Here is a 16,287-nt window from a genome sequence, read left to right on the forward strand (position 1 = left end):
GGGCGCTAGCCTTGAGACCGAGGGGGGATGTGCATGAGGTTCCGGATTCTCGGGACGCTGGAAGTGCGGGCGTACGGGGACCGGGTCCTCCTGGTGAGCCCGCGTCAGCAGCGGGCGCTCGCCGCCCTTCTGCTCAGTCCCAACTCGGTCGTTCCGGTGGAGCGCATGATCGACGCGCTGTGGGAGGACGAGCCACCGACGACGGCGGTGAAGCAGGTGCGCAACTGTGTTTCCGCGCTGCGGGGCCGGCTCGGTGAGACCGGCGGGGTGATCGTCACCGACGGGCCCGGGTACCGCCTGCAGACCGACGCCGACGACCTCGACTCGCTCCGGTTCCGCCGCCACGTCGCGACCGCGCGGGGGCTCGCCGTGCAAGTGAAGCTCGTCGGCGCCGTCGAGGAGATCCGCTGCGCGCTCGCCCTCTGGCGTGGCCCGGCGCTCGACGGGCTGCGGACGACCACGCTGGCCGGCCGGGCTGCGCTGCTCGACGAACAGCGCGCCGACGCCGTCGAGCTCTGCGCGGAATGGCAGCTGCGGCTCGGCGAACCGGGCGAGGTGGTCCGCGAGCTGAGCGCGTTCTGCGGTGAGCACCCGTTGCGCGAATCGTCCCACCTGCTGCTGATGCGCGCGCTCGCGGAGGAAGGCCGCTACGCCGAGGCCTCGACGCTGTTCCACGGCCTGCGCCGGCGGCTGGCCGACGAGCTCGGCGTGGACCCGAACCCCGACCTGCGCCGGCTCCACGAGCAGATCCTGGCCGACGCCACGCCCACCGTTGCGGTTGCCGTCACCCCCGTCCCCGAGCCCGAGCCGGAATCCCCGCCGGATCACCACTTCGGCCATGCGGTCACGGAGCTGGCCGAAGCCGTCACGTGGCAGTGGCGGGCCGAGGCCGAGCTGCGTTCACTGCACCGGCCGCAGCCGATCACCCTGCGGTGGTCGGCCGGCGCGCGACCGGGAAAGCCGGCTCTGCGGGGCGACCTCGACGACATCGCGGAGACCTATTCGGAGCTGCCCGTGCGGCAGCTGGTCGTGCTCGGCGATCCCGGCTCCGGAAAGTCGGTGCTCGCCCTGGTGCTGACGCTGGAGCTGTTGCGTACCCGGGCCCCGGGCGCCCCGGTACCCGTCCTGTTGTCGCTGGCTTCGTGGGACCCGCGGCGCGAACATCTCGACCGGTGGCTGGCGGGGCGGCTCGCCGACAACCACCCGGCCCTGCTCAACGCCCGCGAGTACGGGCCCGACGCGCCCACCCGGCTCGTCCTCGGCGGCCACGTGGTCCCCGTCCTCGACGGGCTCGACGAGATGCCGGCCGACTTGCGCGTCGCGGCGCTCGACGCACTGGACCAGACCATGGCCGTGGGCCGCGCACTGGTCCTGACCTGCCGCTCCGCCGAGTACGAGCAAGTGACGCGCGAGTCCGGCACCGTGATGAGCTCGGCCACCGTGGTGCGGCTCGAACCCGTCAGCCGCCAGGAGGCGATCACCTACCTGTCCGCGCGGGAAAGCGCCGGGTCCGAACGCTGGCGTCCGGTGGCCGAGCGGCTGCGCCGGGACCCCGACGGGCCGCTGGGGCGCGTGCTGCGGACACCGTTGATGGTCGACCTCGCGCGGATCGTTTACGGCCGCCCCGGCGAGGATCCCGGGGAGCTGCTCGCCGCGGAAGACGCGGCGGCGCTGGAAGCACAGTTGCTCGACTCGTTCCTCCCCCACGCCTACGCGCAGGTGCCACAGCCACCGGGGCGGAACCCGAAGACCAGCCCGTCCGGGCGGTACACGGCAGCACAGGCGAACCGCTGGCTGGGTTTCCTGGCCCGGCACCTCGAGCGGGCACGCAGCCGCGACCTGGCCTGGTGGCAGCTCCACCGGGCGGTTCCCGCCGGGACCCGGGCCGGACTGGTCGGTGTGCTGATCGCGCTGTTCTTCCTCGCCACCGGCTGGTTGTCCGACGGGCCGGCGCTCGCCGCGATCTACGCCCTCTCGTTCGGCGGCGCCGGTTACCTGACCCACCGCTTCGGGCGCCCGCCGGAGCCCCTGCGCACCGAACTGCGTTTCGCCGGCGCCGCAGGCAAGTTCGCCGGCCGGTTCGCGGTCGGCGCCGTGGTGGGCGTCCTGCTCGGGCTGGGCTGGTCGCTGCCCCCCGGGCTGGTCGTCTTCCTGGCGCTCGTGTTCGGCGTGGTGTTCGCGGTGCACGTGTGGCTCGCGAAACCCGTCGACGCCAGCCGGGTGTCGAGCCCGGCGACGATCCTGCGCAACGAACGGACCGGTGCGGTCGCGCTGTCCGTCTCCTTCCTGGTGTCCGGGGGGCTGTTCGACGGGATCGCGTTCGCCTTCACCGCGCAGACGCGGTTCCTCCCGGTGCTGGGCGGCCGGTTCGACCTGGCGCTCGCGATCGCCGGCGGGCTGGCAGGAGCGTTGTTCGGGTTCTTCATGGCCCGTGGCGTCGCCGCTGTGTGCTACGGCCTCGCGGGCGCGATCGCCGGTGGCCAGGTGTTCCCTCCGGCGACGGACCCGGTGCTGCCGTTCGTGGTCGGCGTGTGTTTCGGCGGGGGCATCGGCCTGGCGGTGCTGGTGACGCGCGCCTGGGGGAACTACTTCGTCCACCACCTCTGGCTCGCCGCGACCGGCCGGCTTCCCTGGCGGCTCATGCACTTCCTCGACGACGCCCACCGCCGCGGTGTCCTGCGGCAGGCCGGCGGCGTCTACCAGTTCCGCCACGCCCGCGTGCAGGAGCGGCTGGCCGACGCCGAGCACGACCGGTAGATCCCTCCGGCGGTTGTACATCAGGACCGCGGTGGCGCAGAGTGCGTAGCTGAGGCAACCATCGGCCAGGAGGTGTCATGACCGGCGAGGAAATCGTGCTCGGTCCCCTACCCAAGGGGATCACGCTCGCCCAGGAGGGCATGCGCAACAAGGTGTGGAACGTGCTCGGGCACACCTACTCCATGAAGGCGGCGAGCGAATCGAGCTTCGCGTTCGAGACCCTCGACCCGCCCGGAACCGGCGTCCCGCCGCACGTGCACCCGACGCAGGACGAGCACATCTACATCTTGGAAGGCGTGTTCACCCTCTACCTCGACGGCGCGTGGGAAACCGCGGGCCCCGGTGACACGGTCCGGATGCCCAAGGGCCTGCCCCACGCGTACTACAACCGCAGCGAAGGGATCACCCGCGGACTGTTCTGGGTGAGCCCGGCCGGGCGGCTCGCCGAACTGTTCGACAAGCTGCACAACCTCGAGGACCCGGAAGAGGTCGTCCGGGTGTCGGCGCTGCACGATGTCAACTTCCTGCCGCCTGGTTCGGTGGAGGGCGCCTGAACCCTCACTTGTTCACCTGCTGCTGCGAGCCCCCCGAAGCCTGTGCGTAGCCGGTGACGATCGCCTCGAGCGTCGCCGCGTCAATCACGTCTTCGAGGCGGGAAAAGCCGTCCGGAGCACGACGTTCGACCTCGTCGATCACGTTCTCCGGCCCGCCCTGGCGGTTGCGGAGCACGATCTCGCCGGTGGCCGCGAGGCGATCGGCCTGGTACGCCGCGAGCGCCTCGGCGGGATCGGCGTGGCGCGCCAGGTTGTGGCCGAGGCTGGTGGCGTCGAGGATCGCCTGGCCGGCGCCGTTGGAGCCCATCGGGTACATCGGGTGGGCGGCGTCGCCGAGCAGGGTCACGCGTCCGTGCGACCAGGCGGGCAGCGGGTCGCGGTCGCACATCGGGAACTCGAAGATCTCCTCGGTGGCCTCGACCAGCGCGACGTGGTCGACCACCGGCGACCGGAACCGTCCGAGGTAGCGGGCGAGCTCGGCCCGGTCGCCGGGTTTGGCCCAGTCCTGGCGCTCCGGCGGGGCGGCGCCGGGCTGCCCGGTGCGGATGCAGACGGCCCAGTTGGTGAGCCGGGTGCCCGTGCTCCGGCCCGGGGCGATCGGGTAGATCACCAGCTTCGCGGCGGTGCCGCCGGCGACGATCATCGACCGTCCGCCGTCGAACTCCGGCCAGTCGGTGGCGCCGCGCCACATCATGACGCCGTTCCAGCGGGGCGGGCCCTCCGCCGGGAACAGCAGCGACCGCACGGCCGAGTGGATTCCGTCGGCCGCCACCAGGACGTCGCCGGGAACCGTGATCTCCGTGCCGCTTCGCCGGTCAGCGAAATACGCGCGGACGCCGTGGGCATCCTGGTCGAACCCGGTCAGCCGGTGCCCGGTCCGCACCGCGTCGGGGCCGAGCCGGTCCCGGACCGCGCGCAGCAACATGCCCTGCAGCCGGCCCCGGTGCAGGCAGAACTGGGGAAGCGTGAAGCCCGCGTCGAGCCCGCACGGCCGGCGCAGGATCACCTGCCCGAGCCGGTGGGTGTAGAACAGCTCGCGGGTGCGGATCCCGACTTCGTCCAGCGCGTCGAGCAGCCCCAGCGCCGCGAGCTCCTTGACCGCGTGAGGCAAGGCGTTGATCCCGACACCCAGCTCGGAGATCCGCTCGCTCTGCTCGTGGACGACGCACTCGATGCCCTCGTGGTGCAGCCGCAACGCCGCGGTCAGCCCCCCGATCCCCGCTCCGACGATGACGACCTTCACGGCCACCTCCCCTGGTTCGACGTCGAGTGCCAGCATCACTGAGACGGGAGATCCACACCACCCCCCGAGTGGTGGTGGTGCGGTGGCGGGTCGGCGCCGAGCCGAGTTCCCGGGACCCAATTCTCAACGATCTTGGCTGTCAATTGGCCGTTGGATGGAGATTGGGCATCTCGGGGCCGTTCGAGTGGGGTTCTGCGACTCGCCGGAGCTCCGTCCGGCCAGGAAATGGTGATGCCGTGCAGGTCTGAAAGACTTCCGGCGGCTTACCCGCGGCGAGAGCAGCCCATCGACGGCGTGCCCACCCAGCCCGCCAGAAAACATGGTGATCCCCCTGCGACGACAACCCGAGGCAGCAGCGCCGAACCCGCCCCTGCGGGGAGGAACCTGAACCCATGACCTGCGGTGGCGCTCGTTTGGCCAGGTCAAGCGATGTGCCGCACTTCCCAGACACGGAAGCGGTCACTAGTGCCAGCCCATTACCGCGCGCCGACTGAAACCGAAGGTCAGAAGCCCTGTTCCTGCATGCCGGGCAGGTTTCTGTCGTCAGATGGTGATCAAATGGCGATGGCCACAGCCTCAGTCGAGCCGCTGCGGGAACCACGACAGCAGCTTCGCCTGCTCCCCCAGGTACACCGCAGCGATCGCTCGACGAGGGTGCCATCCGCCGTACGACCGGAGAATTCCCCGCGCATCAGGAAAACACCGGGATCCAGAAAACCTGGCACCGGGGCAAGCGTCGGGCGGCAGCGCGCGTTTCGTTTGGCCTTCGCAGCGGTTCCGTTCCCCGCCTCACGGCCGCACCCGGAGTCGGATCGCGGAGGGAGCGCCACGCTTACCTTCGGGAACCAGCAGGACCGGGTAGCGGCCCTTACCGCCGAGCCAGACCGGGCGGTCGCCGCCGCCCAGGAACCGCAGGTGGTTGCTGTCCGCCGCGAGTGGCGTACACCCTCCGCGGTGGCGCACCTCCAGGTACAGCGTGTACCGGGTCAAACCGACCACCGTGGCCGTCACCGGCTGCCAGCCGGTGCGGCAGACTCCCCGGTACCGGCGCCACCAGCCCAACGCCGTCCCCGCCGACCCGACTACTCCGCCGAGCAACAGCGGCAGCGGCATGACGAGGACCCAGCTGTCGTCGTTGTTCCGCTCCTCGGTGGTGCGTACCCGCGCGGGATCGGCCGGGTCGTAGAACACCGTCACCGCCTGGCCCGGCAGGTAGTGACGACCACTGTCGACGACCACGCGGGCCCGGCGCGACTCGCTGCCGGCCCGATAGTCCACCGACATCGACGAGTTGCCGCGGTCGGCGTGGGCGAACGTGACCACCACTCCGTTGGCCTGCCTCCCCGTCTTCAGCAGATCCTCAGAACGCTGCCGGAGCACCCCGAGGGCGACGATGGCCGCGACGAACAGGACCACGAACGAAGCCGCCAGGGCCAGCATGCGCAACGCACGCGTCCGCAATCGCGGAATCTCGGCGGCCAGATCGATCGAGCCGATCGAGCCGGCCGAGTCAGCCGGGCCGACGACCTCGCGGGCGGTCCTGAACCGCCGCTCGCGCTTGCCGACCGGCCGCGCGCGACGGGTCGCCCACCGTGGCTCCCCGTCGCCGAAGTCCTGCCCCCGCGCTCTATCGCTTCCTCCGCCGTCGTCCATCCCCAGTCCCATCCGTCGAGCGTACGACCGGGAAACCCTTGCGTACCACGCAAAACAGTGGGACTGAAAACACCTCGCCCCTGGGCAACTCGCGGGCCGCGGCAAGCGTGTTCTCCTGAGGCTCGCCAGTCACCACTCGCGCGTTCCGGCGTGCTGGGTTCCCGACGGCGCGGACTGCGCGACGGAGCACGTGGCGGGGCAGGGCACTCCCGCGCGGTCGGCGAGCCGGCCGGCTGAGCCGCCCAGGCGATGGGGCTGCCGGCCCACGGCGTGACGGCGCTGCGCGGGCCGGCCCGCTCCACAACATCGGCCTGTACGGCGTGCCGACGACCGGCCTCGACAAAACCGGGGCCGCTCTCGGTGACCGAATGGGAACGGATCCGGCTCAGCGCGTACTACACCGAACGGGTGCTCGCCTGGCCGGGCTTCGCCGCGAACGCCCGCTGCGTGTCGCCGGCGTCGTCCAGCTCGTCCAGTACCTCGACCGCGTCCACGCCGAACGTGTTCGGCCAACGGTGCGAACTGCCCGCGTGGACCCGGCGCCATTCCGCATTGTCGAACTGTCTGAGCTTCGGAACGCCGCTCACCAACTCGGCCTCGCCTGCTACCCATCAGCCAGCCCGAGCTGCTGGAGAAGCCCGAGGTCGTCGAGCCGGCCCCAGCGCTCGACGATCCGGTCACCCGAGATCCGGAAGACGTTGATGCCGCGCAGCGTCAAGGTTTTGCCGGAGCCGGGCACACCCATCAGCTCGCCACGGTGCGTGCCGCTCGCGGTGAACGCCTCGACCACGATGTCGCCCTCCGCGATGAGCCGGTCCAGGTCGCTGTGCCAGTCGGGCAGGGCCTGCCGGAACATGGCGGCTGCCATGCGCATGCCCTCGGGTCCCTCCGGGGCGCCGGGGAACGGCGGGTCGTGGTTGACGAAGCTCGGGTCCAGGTAGCGATTGACGGCGCTGAGGTCGCCCTTGGTGAACAGTTCCTGGATGAACGCGTCTACAAGATGTTTGTTCTGTTCTGTAGTCATGCCGCTCATCGTCTGGCCCAACCGGTACCCAAACCATCCCAACGATTTGGGATTTCCATTTCCGCCGCTCGCGAGTGACACTGTGGACATGGCGAGATCCGGCCGCGCCGAGCAGGACCTCCTTCGACTGTGTCACTGTGGCATGGATCGCGAGGGCGTGCGGCGCGAGGTGCTCCGGGCGCTGCGCCGGCTGATCCCGAACGACGCGGCATTCCTGGCGACGGCGGATCCGGAGACGCTGCTGTTCACAGGCGCATGGCCGGACGAGCCGCTCGGCACGGTGACGCAGTTGTTCCTGGATAACGAGTTCGGCCGGGACGACGTGAACAAGTTCGCCACCCTGGCCACCGCCGCGCGGCCGGTGGCCAGCTTGGACTCCACGACCCGCCGCGACCGACCGGCCAGCGAACGCTACCGCGAGATCATGCGCCCGCTCGGTCTCGGCGATGAGTTGCGTTCCGCGTTGATCGCGGGTGGCCAGTGCTGGGGCTACCTGTGCCTGCATCGCGAAGACCATGAACTTGGCTTCACCGCGACAGAAGCGGCCACCCTCGCCCGCGTTTCCCCACACATCGCCCAGGCACTGCGCAACACCATGCTGCTGCCGGGCTCCCCGGCCGCCGACCCCGCATTACGGCCCGGAGTCGTGCTACTCGCCGACGACCTCAGCACGATCGCTATGACCCCGGAGGCCGAGCACCTGCTCTCGTTGCTCGAGCCCGGCCAGCTACCGCTGCCCGTCGCCGTCTACAGCGTCGCGGCGGCCCTTCGCGGCCTCGAGCGGCACCCCGCGGGCCCGCTACCCAGCACCCGGGTCCGCACCCGCGCCGGCCCCTGGCTCAACCTGCACGCCTCCCGCCTTGCCGGGCCGCCCGACGCCGCGCACATCACCGTCGTCGCGGAACCCGTGGAGCCCCGCGCCGCCGTGCCACTCATGCTCTCCGCGCACGGACTCACCGCACGCGAGGCCGAGGTTGCCACCCTCGTACTGCGCGGCAACCCGACCCGCACGATTTCCGCGACCTTGCACATCTCGGCGCACACCGTGCAAGATCATCTCAAGGCCGTCTTCGACAAGATCGGCGTCCGCAGCCGACGCGACCTCGTCGCCCTCCTGCTGAGCCCGCCACCGCCCTGACCGGGCCATCGCGTGCGTCCGTCGACGAACTCCTCACGCTCCTGCCGACGCGACTTGATCAGCTCCTGAGTTCTGAGCGGCGGGGTCAAGCTCGCGAATTGGAACATTTTCGCTGCCCGAGGGGCGGCTGAGGTCAATGCTGATCGATCGCAGCTGCAGGGCGCGCGGTGGGTCGGACGTCTCTGACGGCAGATATCGAGTGCGTGGATACTCGTTGAAGACTGTTGGAGTTCATGAGGAGCGGCTCGAGGCGTTGACCACCGTGGTAACCGAGCGGTTGCCGATGTGTGGCACCCTCAGTGCAGCTTCGCCCACGCTTCGTTGATCATCGCTGCGCACGCCGCCGGGTCGTTGTATTCCTTCGTGTCGTCGCCGAGGGGCTTGAGCTGGATCGTCAGGACGGCATCCGTTCGTTGGCACACCACGACCGACGTCTTGTCCGGTGAGAGCTGCTCGGACGGCGCCAGGTTGTTGTGCAGAACGCAGGACACGTCGCCGACTTGGCGGAGTTCGTTGAGGGGGCCAGCCAGGCCGCTGTCCTTGTCCTCGTACGGGATCGCCAGCCCCGGGGCGTGCGCCCGTACCGCGGTGATCTGAAACGAGTGCGTGAAGTCCACAGCGGTGTAGGTCTGTACCAATGCCGGTGCCCCGTAAGCGGCGGAGATGCGGTTGCCGTTCTCGCGGTCGTTGGTGGCGTTGCGCTGGGCGAACTGGCGGTGGGCGTAGTCGTCTTTGACCTTGACCGGATAGACATCTGCCCGGTCGACGCCGCCCAGCGTGTCCGGCGCCTTGAGCGGCAGTCCGCTGACCACGCCGGAGTCGTGCGCGCTCAGGAACCACGGCGCGCCAACGCCGGCCGCACCGACCACAAGACCGATCGCAGCGCCCATCGCCAGAAAACCCCAGCGGGAGCGACGCGGTGGTGCGGCGACGATGGGTGTCTCCACGAATTCCGGTACATCCTCGGTCACGAGCAGTCCTTCAAGAGGGCAACGGCGATGTCGATCACTGAATCGACGGACTGCTGATGTTCGTTACCGGGGCTTTGTAACGTCTTGGTGGACGGTCTGAACCAACCGGAACAGCTGTTGGTCCGTTCGGCAGACTCGGCGTTGCTGAAGGTCAGCGGCCTATCGCGACAAAGCAGACATAGTGCCGCGGTTGTATGTCTCTTGTGGCGACCCTGCCCGTGTCACCCTGGGTGGGGACTCCGCGGGCACGGTCGCAGCCGGTCTTCACGGGGTGATGGGCTCCAGTGAAGGCCTGTTCCGCCAGGTGCTGTTCCACAGTGGAGCCCTGTGCACCGGCCCCACCGACGCCGCGGCCGACTCCGTCGAGCAGCTGGCGCGCCGGCTGCGGGTGCACGTGCGACCCCTCCGTGTCGTCGGCGCGAGCGAACTGGTCGCCGCGATCTCCCCGAAGTGGCGGTTCGGTCCGGTCGCGACGGCGTCCTCGAAGTCGCGTTCCGCACACACGCCCGCGACCAAGGCGGCCGCGCCACCGCGCAAGGCGAGTTTCGCCTGAGTCGAGCGAGCTCAACGACGGCGGCCGAGCGTCCCCCATGGACAGCCTCTCTCGAAGCAGCAGACCCGTGCCCGGTGAGACACGCGATCCGCGGGCGTTTCCACCGCGTGGAAACACCCGCGGCGCGAAGTCCGTGCCCCGTTTTATCTTCGGGACGGTGCTGATCAACAAAGCTCAGGGAGTGACACGATGAGCCCGCAAGACAAGGTGATGCCGCTCCGCCACCCGGACCGCGTCTTCCTCGGCGGCGAATGGGTCCCCCCGGTGAGCACCGCGCAGATCGAGTTACTGGACCCGACCGACGAACCGGGGTACCTCACCGTCCCCGACGCCGGCCAGGCCGACATGGACCGCGCAGTGGCCGCGGCGCGCGAGGCCTTCGACCGCGGGCCCTGGCCGCGGATGAGCCACGAGGAGCGCGCCGGCTACCTGCGCGCGTTCGCCGCCGAGCTCCGACGGCGCTCGGACGACTGGGCAGAGCTCCGGCCGCGCGAGAGCGGTGTGCTGCACGCCGTCTCGCGGGGCGTCGGCGAACTCGGCGCCTCAGGCTTCGAGTTCTACGCCGGGCTGGCAGCCGACTTCCCCATAGGAGGAGGTGGACCCCGCTGACGATGGGTACGGCCTGCTCGTTCGCGAACCGGTCGGCGTCGTGGGCACCACCGTCGCCACAACTGGAATGGAGAGTGAAATGAGTGAGCACCGGACGGTTGAGGAGCGCAATCGCGCCATCGTGCAGAAGGCCTACGAGCTCGCAGCCCGGGACGACCTCGAGGCACTGTTCGAGGTGCGGGACCGGAACTATCGTGTGACCTTGCCGGACGGGTTCCCGGTTCCGGGCACGTGGACCGGGGAGGCCGCCAACGCCGCGAGGCTGGAGATCTTCGGCACACTGGGCGCCGACGGGATCAAGTACCACGAGATCATCGCCGACGGACCGAACCGCGTCGTCGCGCTGTGCGAGCCGACCGGGCTCGACGGCGAGGGCAAGCGGTGGTCGATGCTCCTCGCGGAGTTCTTCTGGATCGAGGACGGCAAGATCACCGATATCCGGCCCTTCTGGTGGGACATCGTCGAGCTACGGCGTGTCGCAGAATCACGGAAGGCGGCGCGGAGCTAGCCTGCCGCGCGCCACCCACCGAGGGCGCGGGCGTCGGGAAATGCTCTCCGCCCGCATCCCCTTGGGCCGCCGTGACGCGGCCCCAAGGTCCTTGTAACTCCTTTGTGGACATACGGTCCGGCGAAGCCCTGCTCGGGCTGCCCCGGACCGTATGCGCCACGCTAGTGGATCACCGCGCCGCCGTTGACGGCCGGCGTCTGACCTGTCACATAAGACGCCATGGGCGACAACAGGAACTCGACGGCGTCGGCGACGTCCGCCGCCTCCCCTTGGCGTCCCAGCGGAATCGTGGCGGCGGCCGCGTCGCTGACGATCCCCGTGCGGCTCGACTGCGCGACGACGCGCGCCGTGCGGATCACGCCCGGGGCCACGCAGTTGACGTGAATCCACCGCTGTCCTTTCCCGTCCGGTGTGGAGTCAGTTTGGTTGAGACCACGTTCGGCAGTATCGGTCTCGATGAATGCGGTTTCTCCGGAATGGCATCACCAGTCCTCAATCCTCGTTAGGGTGGTGGTCATGACGTCGCGATCGGATCCGATGACCTTCGTAAGGCGCTTCGACCATGTCGGCATCACCGTCGCCGACCTCGACGCCGTGACCGCGTTCTTCGTCGGCCTCGGACTGGAGGCCGACCCGAAGATGGCCGTCGAGGGCGAGTTCCTGGACACGGTGATCGGCATGACCGGCGCCCGCACCGAGATCGTCATGCTGCGACCGCCCAACGGAGGTACAACGCTGGAGCTCTCGAGCTTCACGCGGCCGGACCCTCTGCCGGGTTCGCCTGCCGCGCCGGCCAACGAGCTGGGCCTGCGCAACGTCGCCTTTGAGGTGCACGACCTGCACGCCGCAGTCGACCAGGCCGCAGCCGACGGCTATGGCCTGGTGGGCGGCATCGGCGAATACGAGGGCGTGTGGCGGATGGCCTACATCCGCGGACCCGAAGGAATCATCGTCTCGTTGGCTGAGCGCATCGAGGAGTAAGGAGACATCATGAGCACGACCGTGACCGACGAACAGATCCAGGCTCTGGCCACGACCGCGAAGCCCTACAGCTTGGCGCTCCTTCAGTGGGGGCCGGAGCGGACCACGGACGGCGCGGACGCAATCGAACTCGAACACCAGCGACGGATGGTGTCGCTGCGCGCGGAGGGGGTGATCGCGATCCTGTGCCCCGTCGCCTCGGACACTATGGCCGGCGTCGCGATCATGACCGTGCCCGCCGAAGAAGCCACGGAGATCATGGCCGAGGACCCCTGCGTGCGAGCCGGGATGATGCGCTGCGAGGTTCTCCCGTGCCACGGATTCCCCGGAGACGCCCTTCCGGCGTAAACGATCCCGGCCAGGGCAATCAGCACCTACCCGATCCCGGCTTACATGTGGCGGCAGGCCCTGCGGCCGCGCAACTACGAGCCGGCAACGCACCGACGATGTGCTGGCGACCCGCACGCGCGTCGCCGAGGCCGCGATGCAGCTGCGCGGCAGCCTCGACTCGGCTCACGCCGCATCGCGAGATCGGACGTCAGGCACCCTGCTCATTGTGCGCAGAGGTGTCGGCCGAAGCCCAACTGCGGGCCCCGGCCGACACCCGGTTACGGCAGACTGTTTACTGGTTGTCGTCGTTGAACAGGTAGCGGCCGGGAACCTCGTCAGGCCGAAGGATCTTGTTATCGCCGGGGAACGGCTTGGTCCACCCGGTCGAGGTGTACCAGTCGTACCGGCCCAGCTGCGGCTGGTTCACTCCGTCGACCTGAGCGTGTTCTCCGGTCAGCTTCGGCATCGCCACGTTCTGATGCCACTGGGCCCAGGCGTCCGCCGTCTGCTGCTGGTCGGCCGGGGCGGCCGGGGCCACGCTCGCCTGAGCCGACGGGGAACCCGTCGCCGGAGTCACCGGGATCAGGTTGCTCACGCCTTCGGTGAGCGGGATCTGGTTGGCCACCGTGGTGTAGGGGGTGACGTTCGGCGTATCGGTGAACGCGCTGAACATCGGCGTCGCGGCGCGGTCCTCCTGGTTCAGCGGCTGCATCCCGAGGATTTGTTCGATCGTCTTCACCGCGTTGACCTGCGTGAAGTACTCGCTGTTGACGACGCCGCGCTTGGCGTACGGGCTGGCGATGAAGAACGGCGCGCGGTGCCCGTCGACGTGGTCGGTGCCGGCCTGGGTGTCGTCCTCGAACACGAACACTGCCGAATCCTTCCAGAACCGGCTGTGCGAGATGTCGGAGATCATCCGGCCGACGGCCAGGTCGTTGTCGGCGACCTGGGCCCGCGGGGTCGCGGGTCCACCGGTGTGGTCGTTGGGCAGCGACATGGTCGTCAGAGCCGGCAGATCACCAGTCTGCTCGGCCTTCTTGAAGTCCTGCTCCCAGACGTCGACCTTGTACTGGTCGGGGATGGCCAGGTTGAACTGCGGGAAGTTCGGGTTGCTGATGGCGTTGTTCGACGGCACGTCGGAGTACGACTTGTACGCGTCCATCGCCACCGGGAGGTTGCCGGTGGCCTTGCCCTCGAGGATCTGCGAGTCCGCGTAGTACTGCTGCCACGAGCCGGGGGTTCCGCTGGCGATGGCCTCGTATTCGCCGTAGTTGCGCGCCGACTTGCCGGCGCGTGCGGCGGCGTCCCAGATGAACCCGTCGCGCTGGTAGGCCAGCGCGTCCCGGGCGTTGTAGGGGTAGCTCCGGGCCCAGGCGCTGGCCGCGTCCTGTGCCAGGTAGTCGTTGGGCTCGGCCTGCGTCAGCCAGTTGTGGCCGTCCGCCGACAGCATGCCGTTGTCGTAGAAGTTGTCGAACGTCGTGAACGTGTTCGCCATGCTGTGCTCGTTCGGCGTGACAGCGGCACCGAAGCTGGTCCGCGACGGGTCACCGTTGCCCTTGCCCAGGTCGCCGAGGATCTGGTCGTAGGTCCGGTTCTCCTTGATGATCATGAACACGTGCTTGATCGGCGACGTCTCACCGTGCTGCCGCGGGATCGCTGTCAGCCGGCCGTGACCGTTGGCGTCCGACTGCTCGTTCCCCGCCTGCGCCGGGCGGTCCCAGGCGTTGTTGCTGAACACCTGCCGGGTCGTGTCGGCGAGTTGCCGGCCGTCCGGCATGGCGAAGGAGGTCAGCGTGCCCTTGTAGGCATAGCTCTGCGGAGCGCCGTCGGTGCCGATGCCCTGCTGATTGCTGACGATGACCTTGCCCAGCCTGGCGTCGAACTGCACCTGGTTGGGGTACCAGTCGGTCGGGATCAGGCCCTGGTACTTCACCGGTCTGCGGGGGCCGTCGTATTCGAACTGCGCGAGCGCGTTGTCGCGGCCGACACTCACCAGCATGTGCTTCGCGTCGGTGAACGCGATCGAGTTCGGCGACGAACCGACCTGAATACCCGGCAGCGGTTCTACGTTGACGGTCTGCGTCACCTGGTGCGTGGCCGCGTCGATGACCGAGACGGTGTCGCTGTTGGTATTGGTCACGAACACGGCGCCGTCGTGCTGGGTCAGCGACGTCGGCTGGAGACCGACGTTGACGGTGTCGACGACCGTGTTGGTCCCGAGGTCCACCACCGATACGGTGCCGGTTGTCGAAGCACCGGTCACCGGGTCGGACACGATGTTCGTGCCGTCGGACTTGTTGGTCGTGTCGCCGGCGACGGCGGTACGGCCACCGCGGTTCGACACGAACGCCTTGTTCCCGACGATCGTGACGGCCTGCGGCGCATTCCCCACCGCCACCTGGGCGGTGAGCGTGTTCGTGGCGGTGTCGACCACGCCGAGCTTGTTGCTGCCGCTCAGCGCGAGGTACAGCTTCGCGCCGTCGGCCGACAGCGTCAGCCCGTACGGCAACGACCCGCCCGGCAGCGCGAGCTTCGCCGGCGCGGTCGGGTTGGTGATCATGCCGTTGGAGCCGACTGCGTACTTCAGGACGCTGGCAGTGGTGGCGGCATACAGGGCTGAGCCGTCGGGCGAGTACACCGGTGCCGCGACACCGGTGCCCCCGAACGTCTGCAGCACCGAACCGCTTGCGGCGTCAAGGATGGTGATCGACGGCGTGCCGGAGTTGGTGCCGCCCGTCTGCACCGCCACCTTCGAGCCGTCCGGGCTGATGGCGCTACCGATCGATTGCGCGGAGAACGTGGCCGCACGCGCTCCGAACGGGGAGATCCAGTGGTTGTCCGACGTCAGGATCCGCCCGGCCGCGTCGTGCCGGCCGAGCATGCTCGTGCCGAACGGGTTGTCCGGGACGTGGGCCACCGCGGCGGACGCGACGCCGCCGACCGTGAGCATGACCACGGCAGAGCCGGCGATCGTCCAGCGCTTGCGCGCTGCAGACCGTCGTCGTTGAACTTGCACCATCGATCCTTTCACAGAACAAATGTTCGGAGGGGACTCCGGGAACTAAACAACCCCAAGACGGCGCGGCACCGAACGCGCGATTGCTCTGGCGGAGTAAAGGGATGGCCAGCGGGTTACGGCACGCCATCAGAACAGGGTCAGACGAGTACCTGTCACATTCAAAGGCGGCAAACCAAACAATACGGCTAAATCGATGATTCCCGTTAGGTATGGCCGCTGCCCGTGTGAACTCGACCGCCGATCGAGCACAGTGCCCGTCCACAACTTTTTCGACGAGCCAACAATTTGCCCATAGCTTACCTGTTTAACTTCCAGATTACCTGTTTGACTCATCACTTTGCTTTTTCGGCGATTGGTCGCTGGCGGCTTCAGGCCTGCCGGACGACGATCGCGTAACTGACCTCCTTGAGCGCCTGCAACGTGTTCGGCTTGCCGCCGCCGCAGCAGGTGAAGGCGTTCCAGGTGTCGTGCGGCGCGATGCTGGCCGCGCTGCTGCTGACGGCCGGCTGCACCGCGTCGCCTGCCTCGGCTCCGTCGTCGACCGCAACGCCGACCGCAGGGGCGACCTCTCCCGCTGTTGCCCAGCAGCAGGCCACACCAGGCTGGGAAACACCCACCCCGCCCCGCCCACGCGATCGAAGGCTTCGCCGACCACACCAGCGTGCTGCCCGGGGCGACCGTGCGCCTGTTCGAACGCAAGGACACCCGACCGACAATCGCGTGGTCGAGGCGACGTTCTCGGCGATCCGGACGCTGTTCGCACAGAACGTCGCGAGGTTCAAGGGCGCCAAAGCCCAACTGCGCGGGCCGCCCGCAGATGCTCCGGTCATCGTCTGATCGCCGGCGCTGGGCCCTGTCGGCCCTCAGGACGGCGACCCAGGGCCGGTGGCCCGTGTCGCCCGCGGCGCTGCGGCGGGGAGGAGACACGGGCCTCCACTCACCGCAAG

15 protein-coding genes are annotated in these 16,287 nt (G+C 69.1%); 8 read left to right on the forward strand and 7 right to left on the reverse strand.

Features of this window, described 5'->3' with window-relative positions:
• Window positions 1-33: 33 nt before the first annotated feature.
• Together ABZU76_RS08055 and ABZU76_RS08060 are read left to right on the forward strand one after the other, a co-directional pair.
• Window positions 34-2,757: a BTAD domain-containing putative transcriptional regulator gene (locus tag ABZU76_RS08055; protein WP_354866285.1), complete on the forward strand. Its 2,724-nt coding sequence runs from the start codon at window positions 34-36 to the stop codon at window positions 2,755-2,757.
• 77 nt (window positions 2,758-2,834) lie between these two features.
• Window positions 2,835-3,311, forward strand: coding sequence for a cupin domain-containing protein (locus ABZU76_RS08060; RefSeq protein ID WP_354866287.1), 477 nt, complete (start codon window positions 2,835-2,837; stop codon window positions 3,309-3,311).
• Between the two features lie 4 nt (window positions 3,312-3,315).
• On the opposite strand, the gene ABZU76_RS08065 is transcribed toward ABZU76_RS08060, so the two are convergent.
• The 3 genes from ABZU76_RS08065 to ABZU76_RS08075 form a co-directional block, all read right to left on the reverse strand.
• Entirely contained in the window at window positions 3,316-4,590 is a 1,275-nt protein-coding gene (locus tag ABZU76_RS08065) for a flavin-dependent oxidoreductase (protein WP_354866289.1), read from the reverse strand.
• A gap of 753 nt (window positions 4,591-5,343) precedes the next feature.
• Window positions 5,344-6,219: a DUF3592 domain-containing protein gene (locus ABZU76_RS08070; protein ID WP_354866291.1), complete on the reverse strand. Its 876-nt coding sequence runs from the start codon at window positions 6,217-6,219 to the stop codon at window positions 5,344-5,346.
• A 592-nt stretch (window positions 6,220-6,811) separates the two neighbouring features.
• Window positions 6,812-7,231 (reverse strand): ester cyclase, encoded by a 420-nt coding sequence (locus ABZU76_RS08075; protein ID WP_354866293.1) that lies wholly within the window; start codon window positions 7,229-7,231, stop codon window positions 6,812-6,814.
• Here ABZU76_RS08075 and ABZU76_RS08080 point away from each other — a divergent pair.
• Window positions 7,230-8,369, forward strand: coding sequence for a LuxR C-terminal-related transcriptional regulator (locus ABZU76_RS08080; RefSeq protein WP_354866295.1), 1,140 nt, complete (start codon window positions 7,230-7,232; stop codon window positions 8,367-8,369). The genes ABZU76_RS08075 and ABZU76_RS08080 overlap by 2 nt on opposite strands.
• 296 nt (window positions 8,370-8,665) lie before the next feature.
• Here the strand turns inward: ABZU76_RS08080 and ABZU76_RS08085 are convergent, their stop codons facing one another.
• The gene (locus ABZU76_RS08085; protein WP_354866297.1) at window positions 8,666-9,340 is read right to left on the reverse strand and encodes a hypothetical protein; all 675 of its coding nucleotides are present in this window, start codon (window positions 9,338-9,340) and stop codon (window positions 8,666-8,668) included.
• A gap of 181 nt (window positions 9,341-9,521) precedes the next feature.
• Here ABZU76_RS08085 and ABZU76_RS08090 point away from each other — a divergent pair, with 181 nt between their 5' ends.
• The 3 genes from ABZU76_RS08090 to ABZU76_RS08100 all read left to right on the forward strand — a co-directional run bounded on the left by ABZU76_RS08090 (window position 9,522) and on the right by ABZU76_RS08100 (window position 11,010).
• A complete protein-coding gene (locus ABZU76_RS08090; RefSeq protein ID WP_354866299.1) occupies window positions 9,522-9,893 on the forward strand; it encodes a carboxylesterase family protein in 372 nt (123 codons plus the stop codon).
• A 189-nt stretch (window positions 9,894-10,082) separates the two neighbouring features.
• On the forward strand, window positions 10,083-10,502 hold the full coding sequence (locus ABZU76_RS08095) for an aldehyde dehydrogenase family protein (RefSeq protein ID WP_354866301.1): 420 nt from the start codon (window positions 10,083-10,085) through the stop codon (window positions 10,500-10,502).
• 79 nt (window positions 10,503-10,581) lie between these two features.
• Window positions 10,582-11,010: a nuclear transport factor 2 family protein gene (locus tag ABZU76_RS08100; RefSeq protein ID WP_354866303.1), complete on the forward strand. Its 429-nt coding sequence runs from the start codon at window positions 10,582-10,584 to the stop codon at window positions 11,008-11,010.
• A 161-nt stretch (window positions 11,011-11,171) separates the two neighbouring features.
• Here ABZU76_RS08100 and ABZU76_RS08105 read toward each other — a convergent pair whose 3' ends face one another.
• Entirely contained in the window at window positions 11,172-11,468 is a 297-nt protein-coding gene (locus tag ABZU76_RS08105) for an SDR family oxidoreductase (RefSeq protein WP_354866793.1), read from the reverse strand.
• 58 nt (window positions 11,469-11,526) lie between these two features.
• Here ABZU76_RS08105 and ABZU76_RS08110 point away from each other — a divergent pair, with 58 nt between their 5' ends.
• Both ABZU76_RS08110 and ABZU76_RS08115 read left to right on the forward strand, forming a co-directional pair.
• The gene (locus tag ABZU76_RS08110; protein ID WP_354866305.1) at window positions 11,527-11,991 is read left to right on the forward strand and encodes a VOC family protein; all 465 of its coding nucleotides are present in this window, start codon (window positions 11,527-11,529) and stop codon (window positions 11,989-11,991) included.
• 9 nt (window positions 11,992-12,000) lie between these two features.
• Entirely contained in the window at window positions 12,001-12,339 is a 339-nt protein-coding gene (locus tag ABZU76_RS08115; RefSeq protein WP_354866307.1) for a hypothetical protein, read from the forward strand.
• Between the two features lie 274 nt (window positions 12,340-12,613).
• On the opposite strand, the gene ABZU76_RS08120 is transcribed toward ABZU76_RS08115, so the two are convergent.
• The gene (locus tag ABZU76_RS08120; RefSeq protein WP_354866309.1) at window positions 12,614-15,340 is read right to left on the reverse strand and encodes a bifunctional YncE family protein/alkaline phosphatase family protein; all 2,727 of its coding nucleotides are present in this window, start codon (window positions 15,338-15,340) and stop codon (window positions 12,614-12,616) included.
• 368 nt (window positions 15,341-15,708) lie between these two features.
• On the reverse strand, window positions 15,709-15,852 hold the full coding sequence (locus ABZU76_RS08125) for a hypothetical protein (protein ID WP_354866311.1): 144 nt from the start codon (window positions 15,850-15,852) through the stop codon (window positions 15,709-15,711).
• Window positions 15,853-16,287: the final 435 nt, after the last annotated feature.

This window comes from Amycolatopsis sp. NPDC005232 (assembly GCF_040607795.1).
Lineage (GTDB): Bacteria > Actinomycetota > Actinomycetes > Mycobacteriales > Pseudonocardiaceae > Amycolatopsis.

Bases quoted from the DNA above. Each gene is read 5' to 3' on its own strand.
- ABZU76_RS08055 (WP_354866285.1), top strand. From the start codon at position 34: ATGAGGTTCCGGATTCTCGGGACGCTGGAAGTGCGGGCGTACGGGGAC.
- ABZU76_RS08060 (WP_354866287.1), top strand. From the start codon at position 2,835: ATGACCGGCGAGGAAATCGTGCTCGGTCCCCTACCCAAGGGGATCACG.
- ABZU76_RS08065 (WP_354866289.1), bottom strand. From the start codon at position 4,590: ATGCTGGCACTCGACGTCGAACCAGGGGAGGTGGCCGTGAAGGTCGTC.
- ABZU76_RS08070 (WP_354866291.1), bottom strand. From the start codon at position 6,219: ATGGGACTGGGGATGGACGACGGCGGAGGAAGCGATAGAGCGCGGGGG.
- ABZU76_RS08080 (WP_354866295.1), top strand. From the start codon at position 7,230: ATGCCGCTCATCGTCTGGCCCAACCGGTACCCAAACCATCCCAACGAT.
- ABZU76_RS08075 (WP_354866293.1), bottom strand. From the start codon at position 7,231: ATGACTACAGAACAGAACAAACATCTTGTAGACGCGTTCATCCAGGAA.
- ABZU76_RS08095 (WP_354866301.1), top strand. From the start codon at position 10,083: ATGAGCCCGCAAGACAAGGTGATGCCGCTCCGCCACCCGGACCGCGTC.
- ABZU76_RS08100 (WP_354866303.1), top strand. From the start codon at position 10,582: ATGAGTGAGCACCGGACGGTTGAGGAGCGCAATCGCGCCATCGTGCAG.
- ABZU76_RS08110 (WP_354866305.1), top strand. From the start codon at position 11,527: ATGACGTCGCGATCGGATCCGATGACCTTCGTAAGGCGCTTCGACCAT.
- ABZU76_RS08115 (WP_354866307.1), top strand. From the start codon at position 12,001: ATGAGCACGACCGTGACCGACGAACAGATCCAGGCTCTGGCCACGACC.
- ABZU76_RS08120 (WP_354866309.1), bottom strand. From the start codon at position 15,340: ATGGTGCAAGTTCAACGACGACGGTCTGCAGCGCGCAAGCGCTGGACG.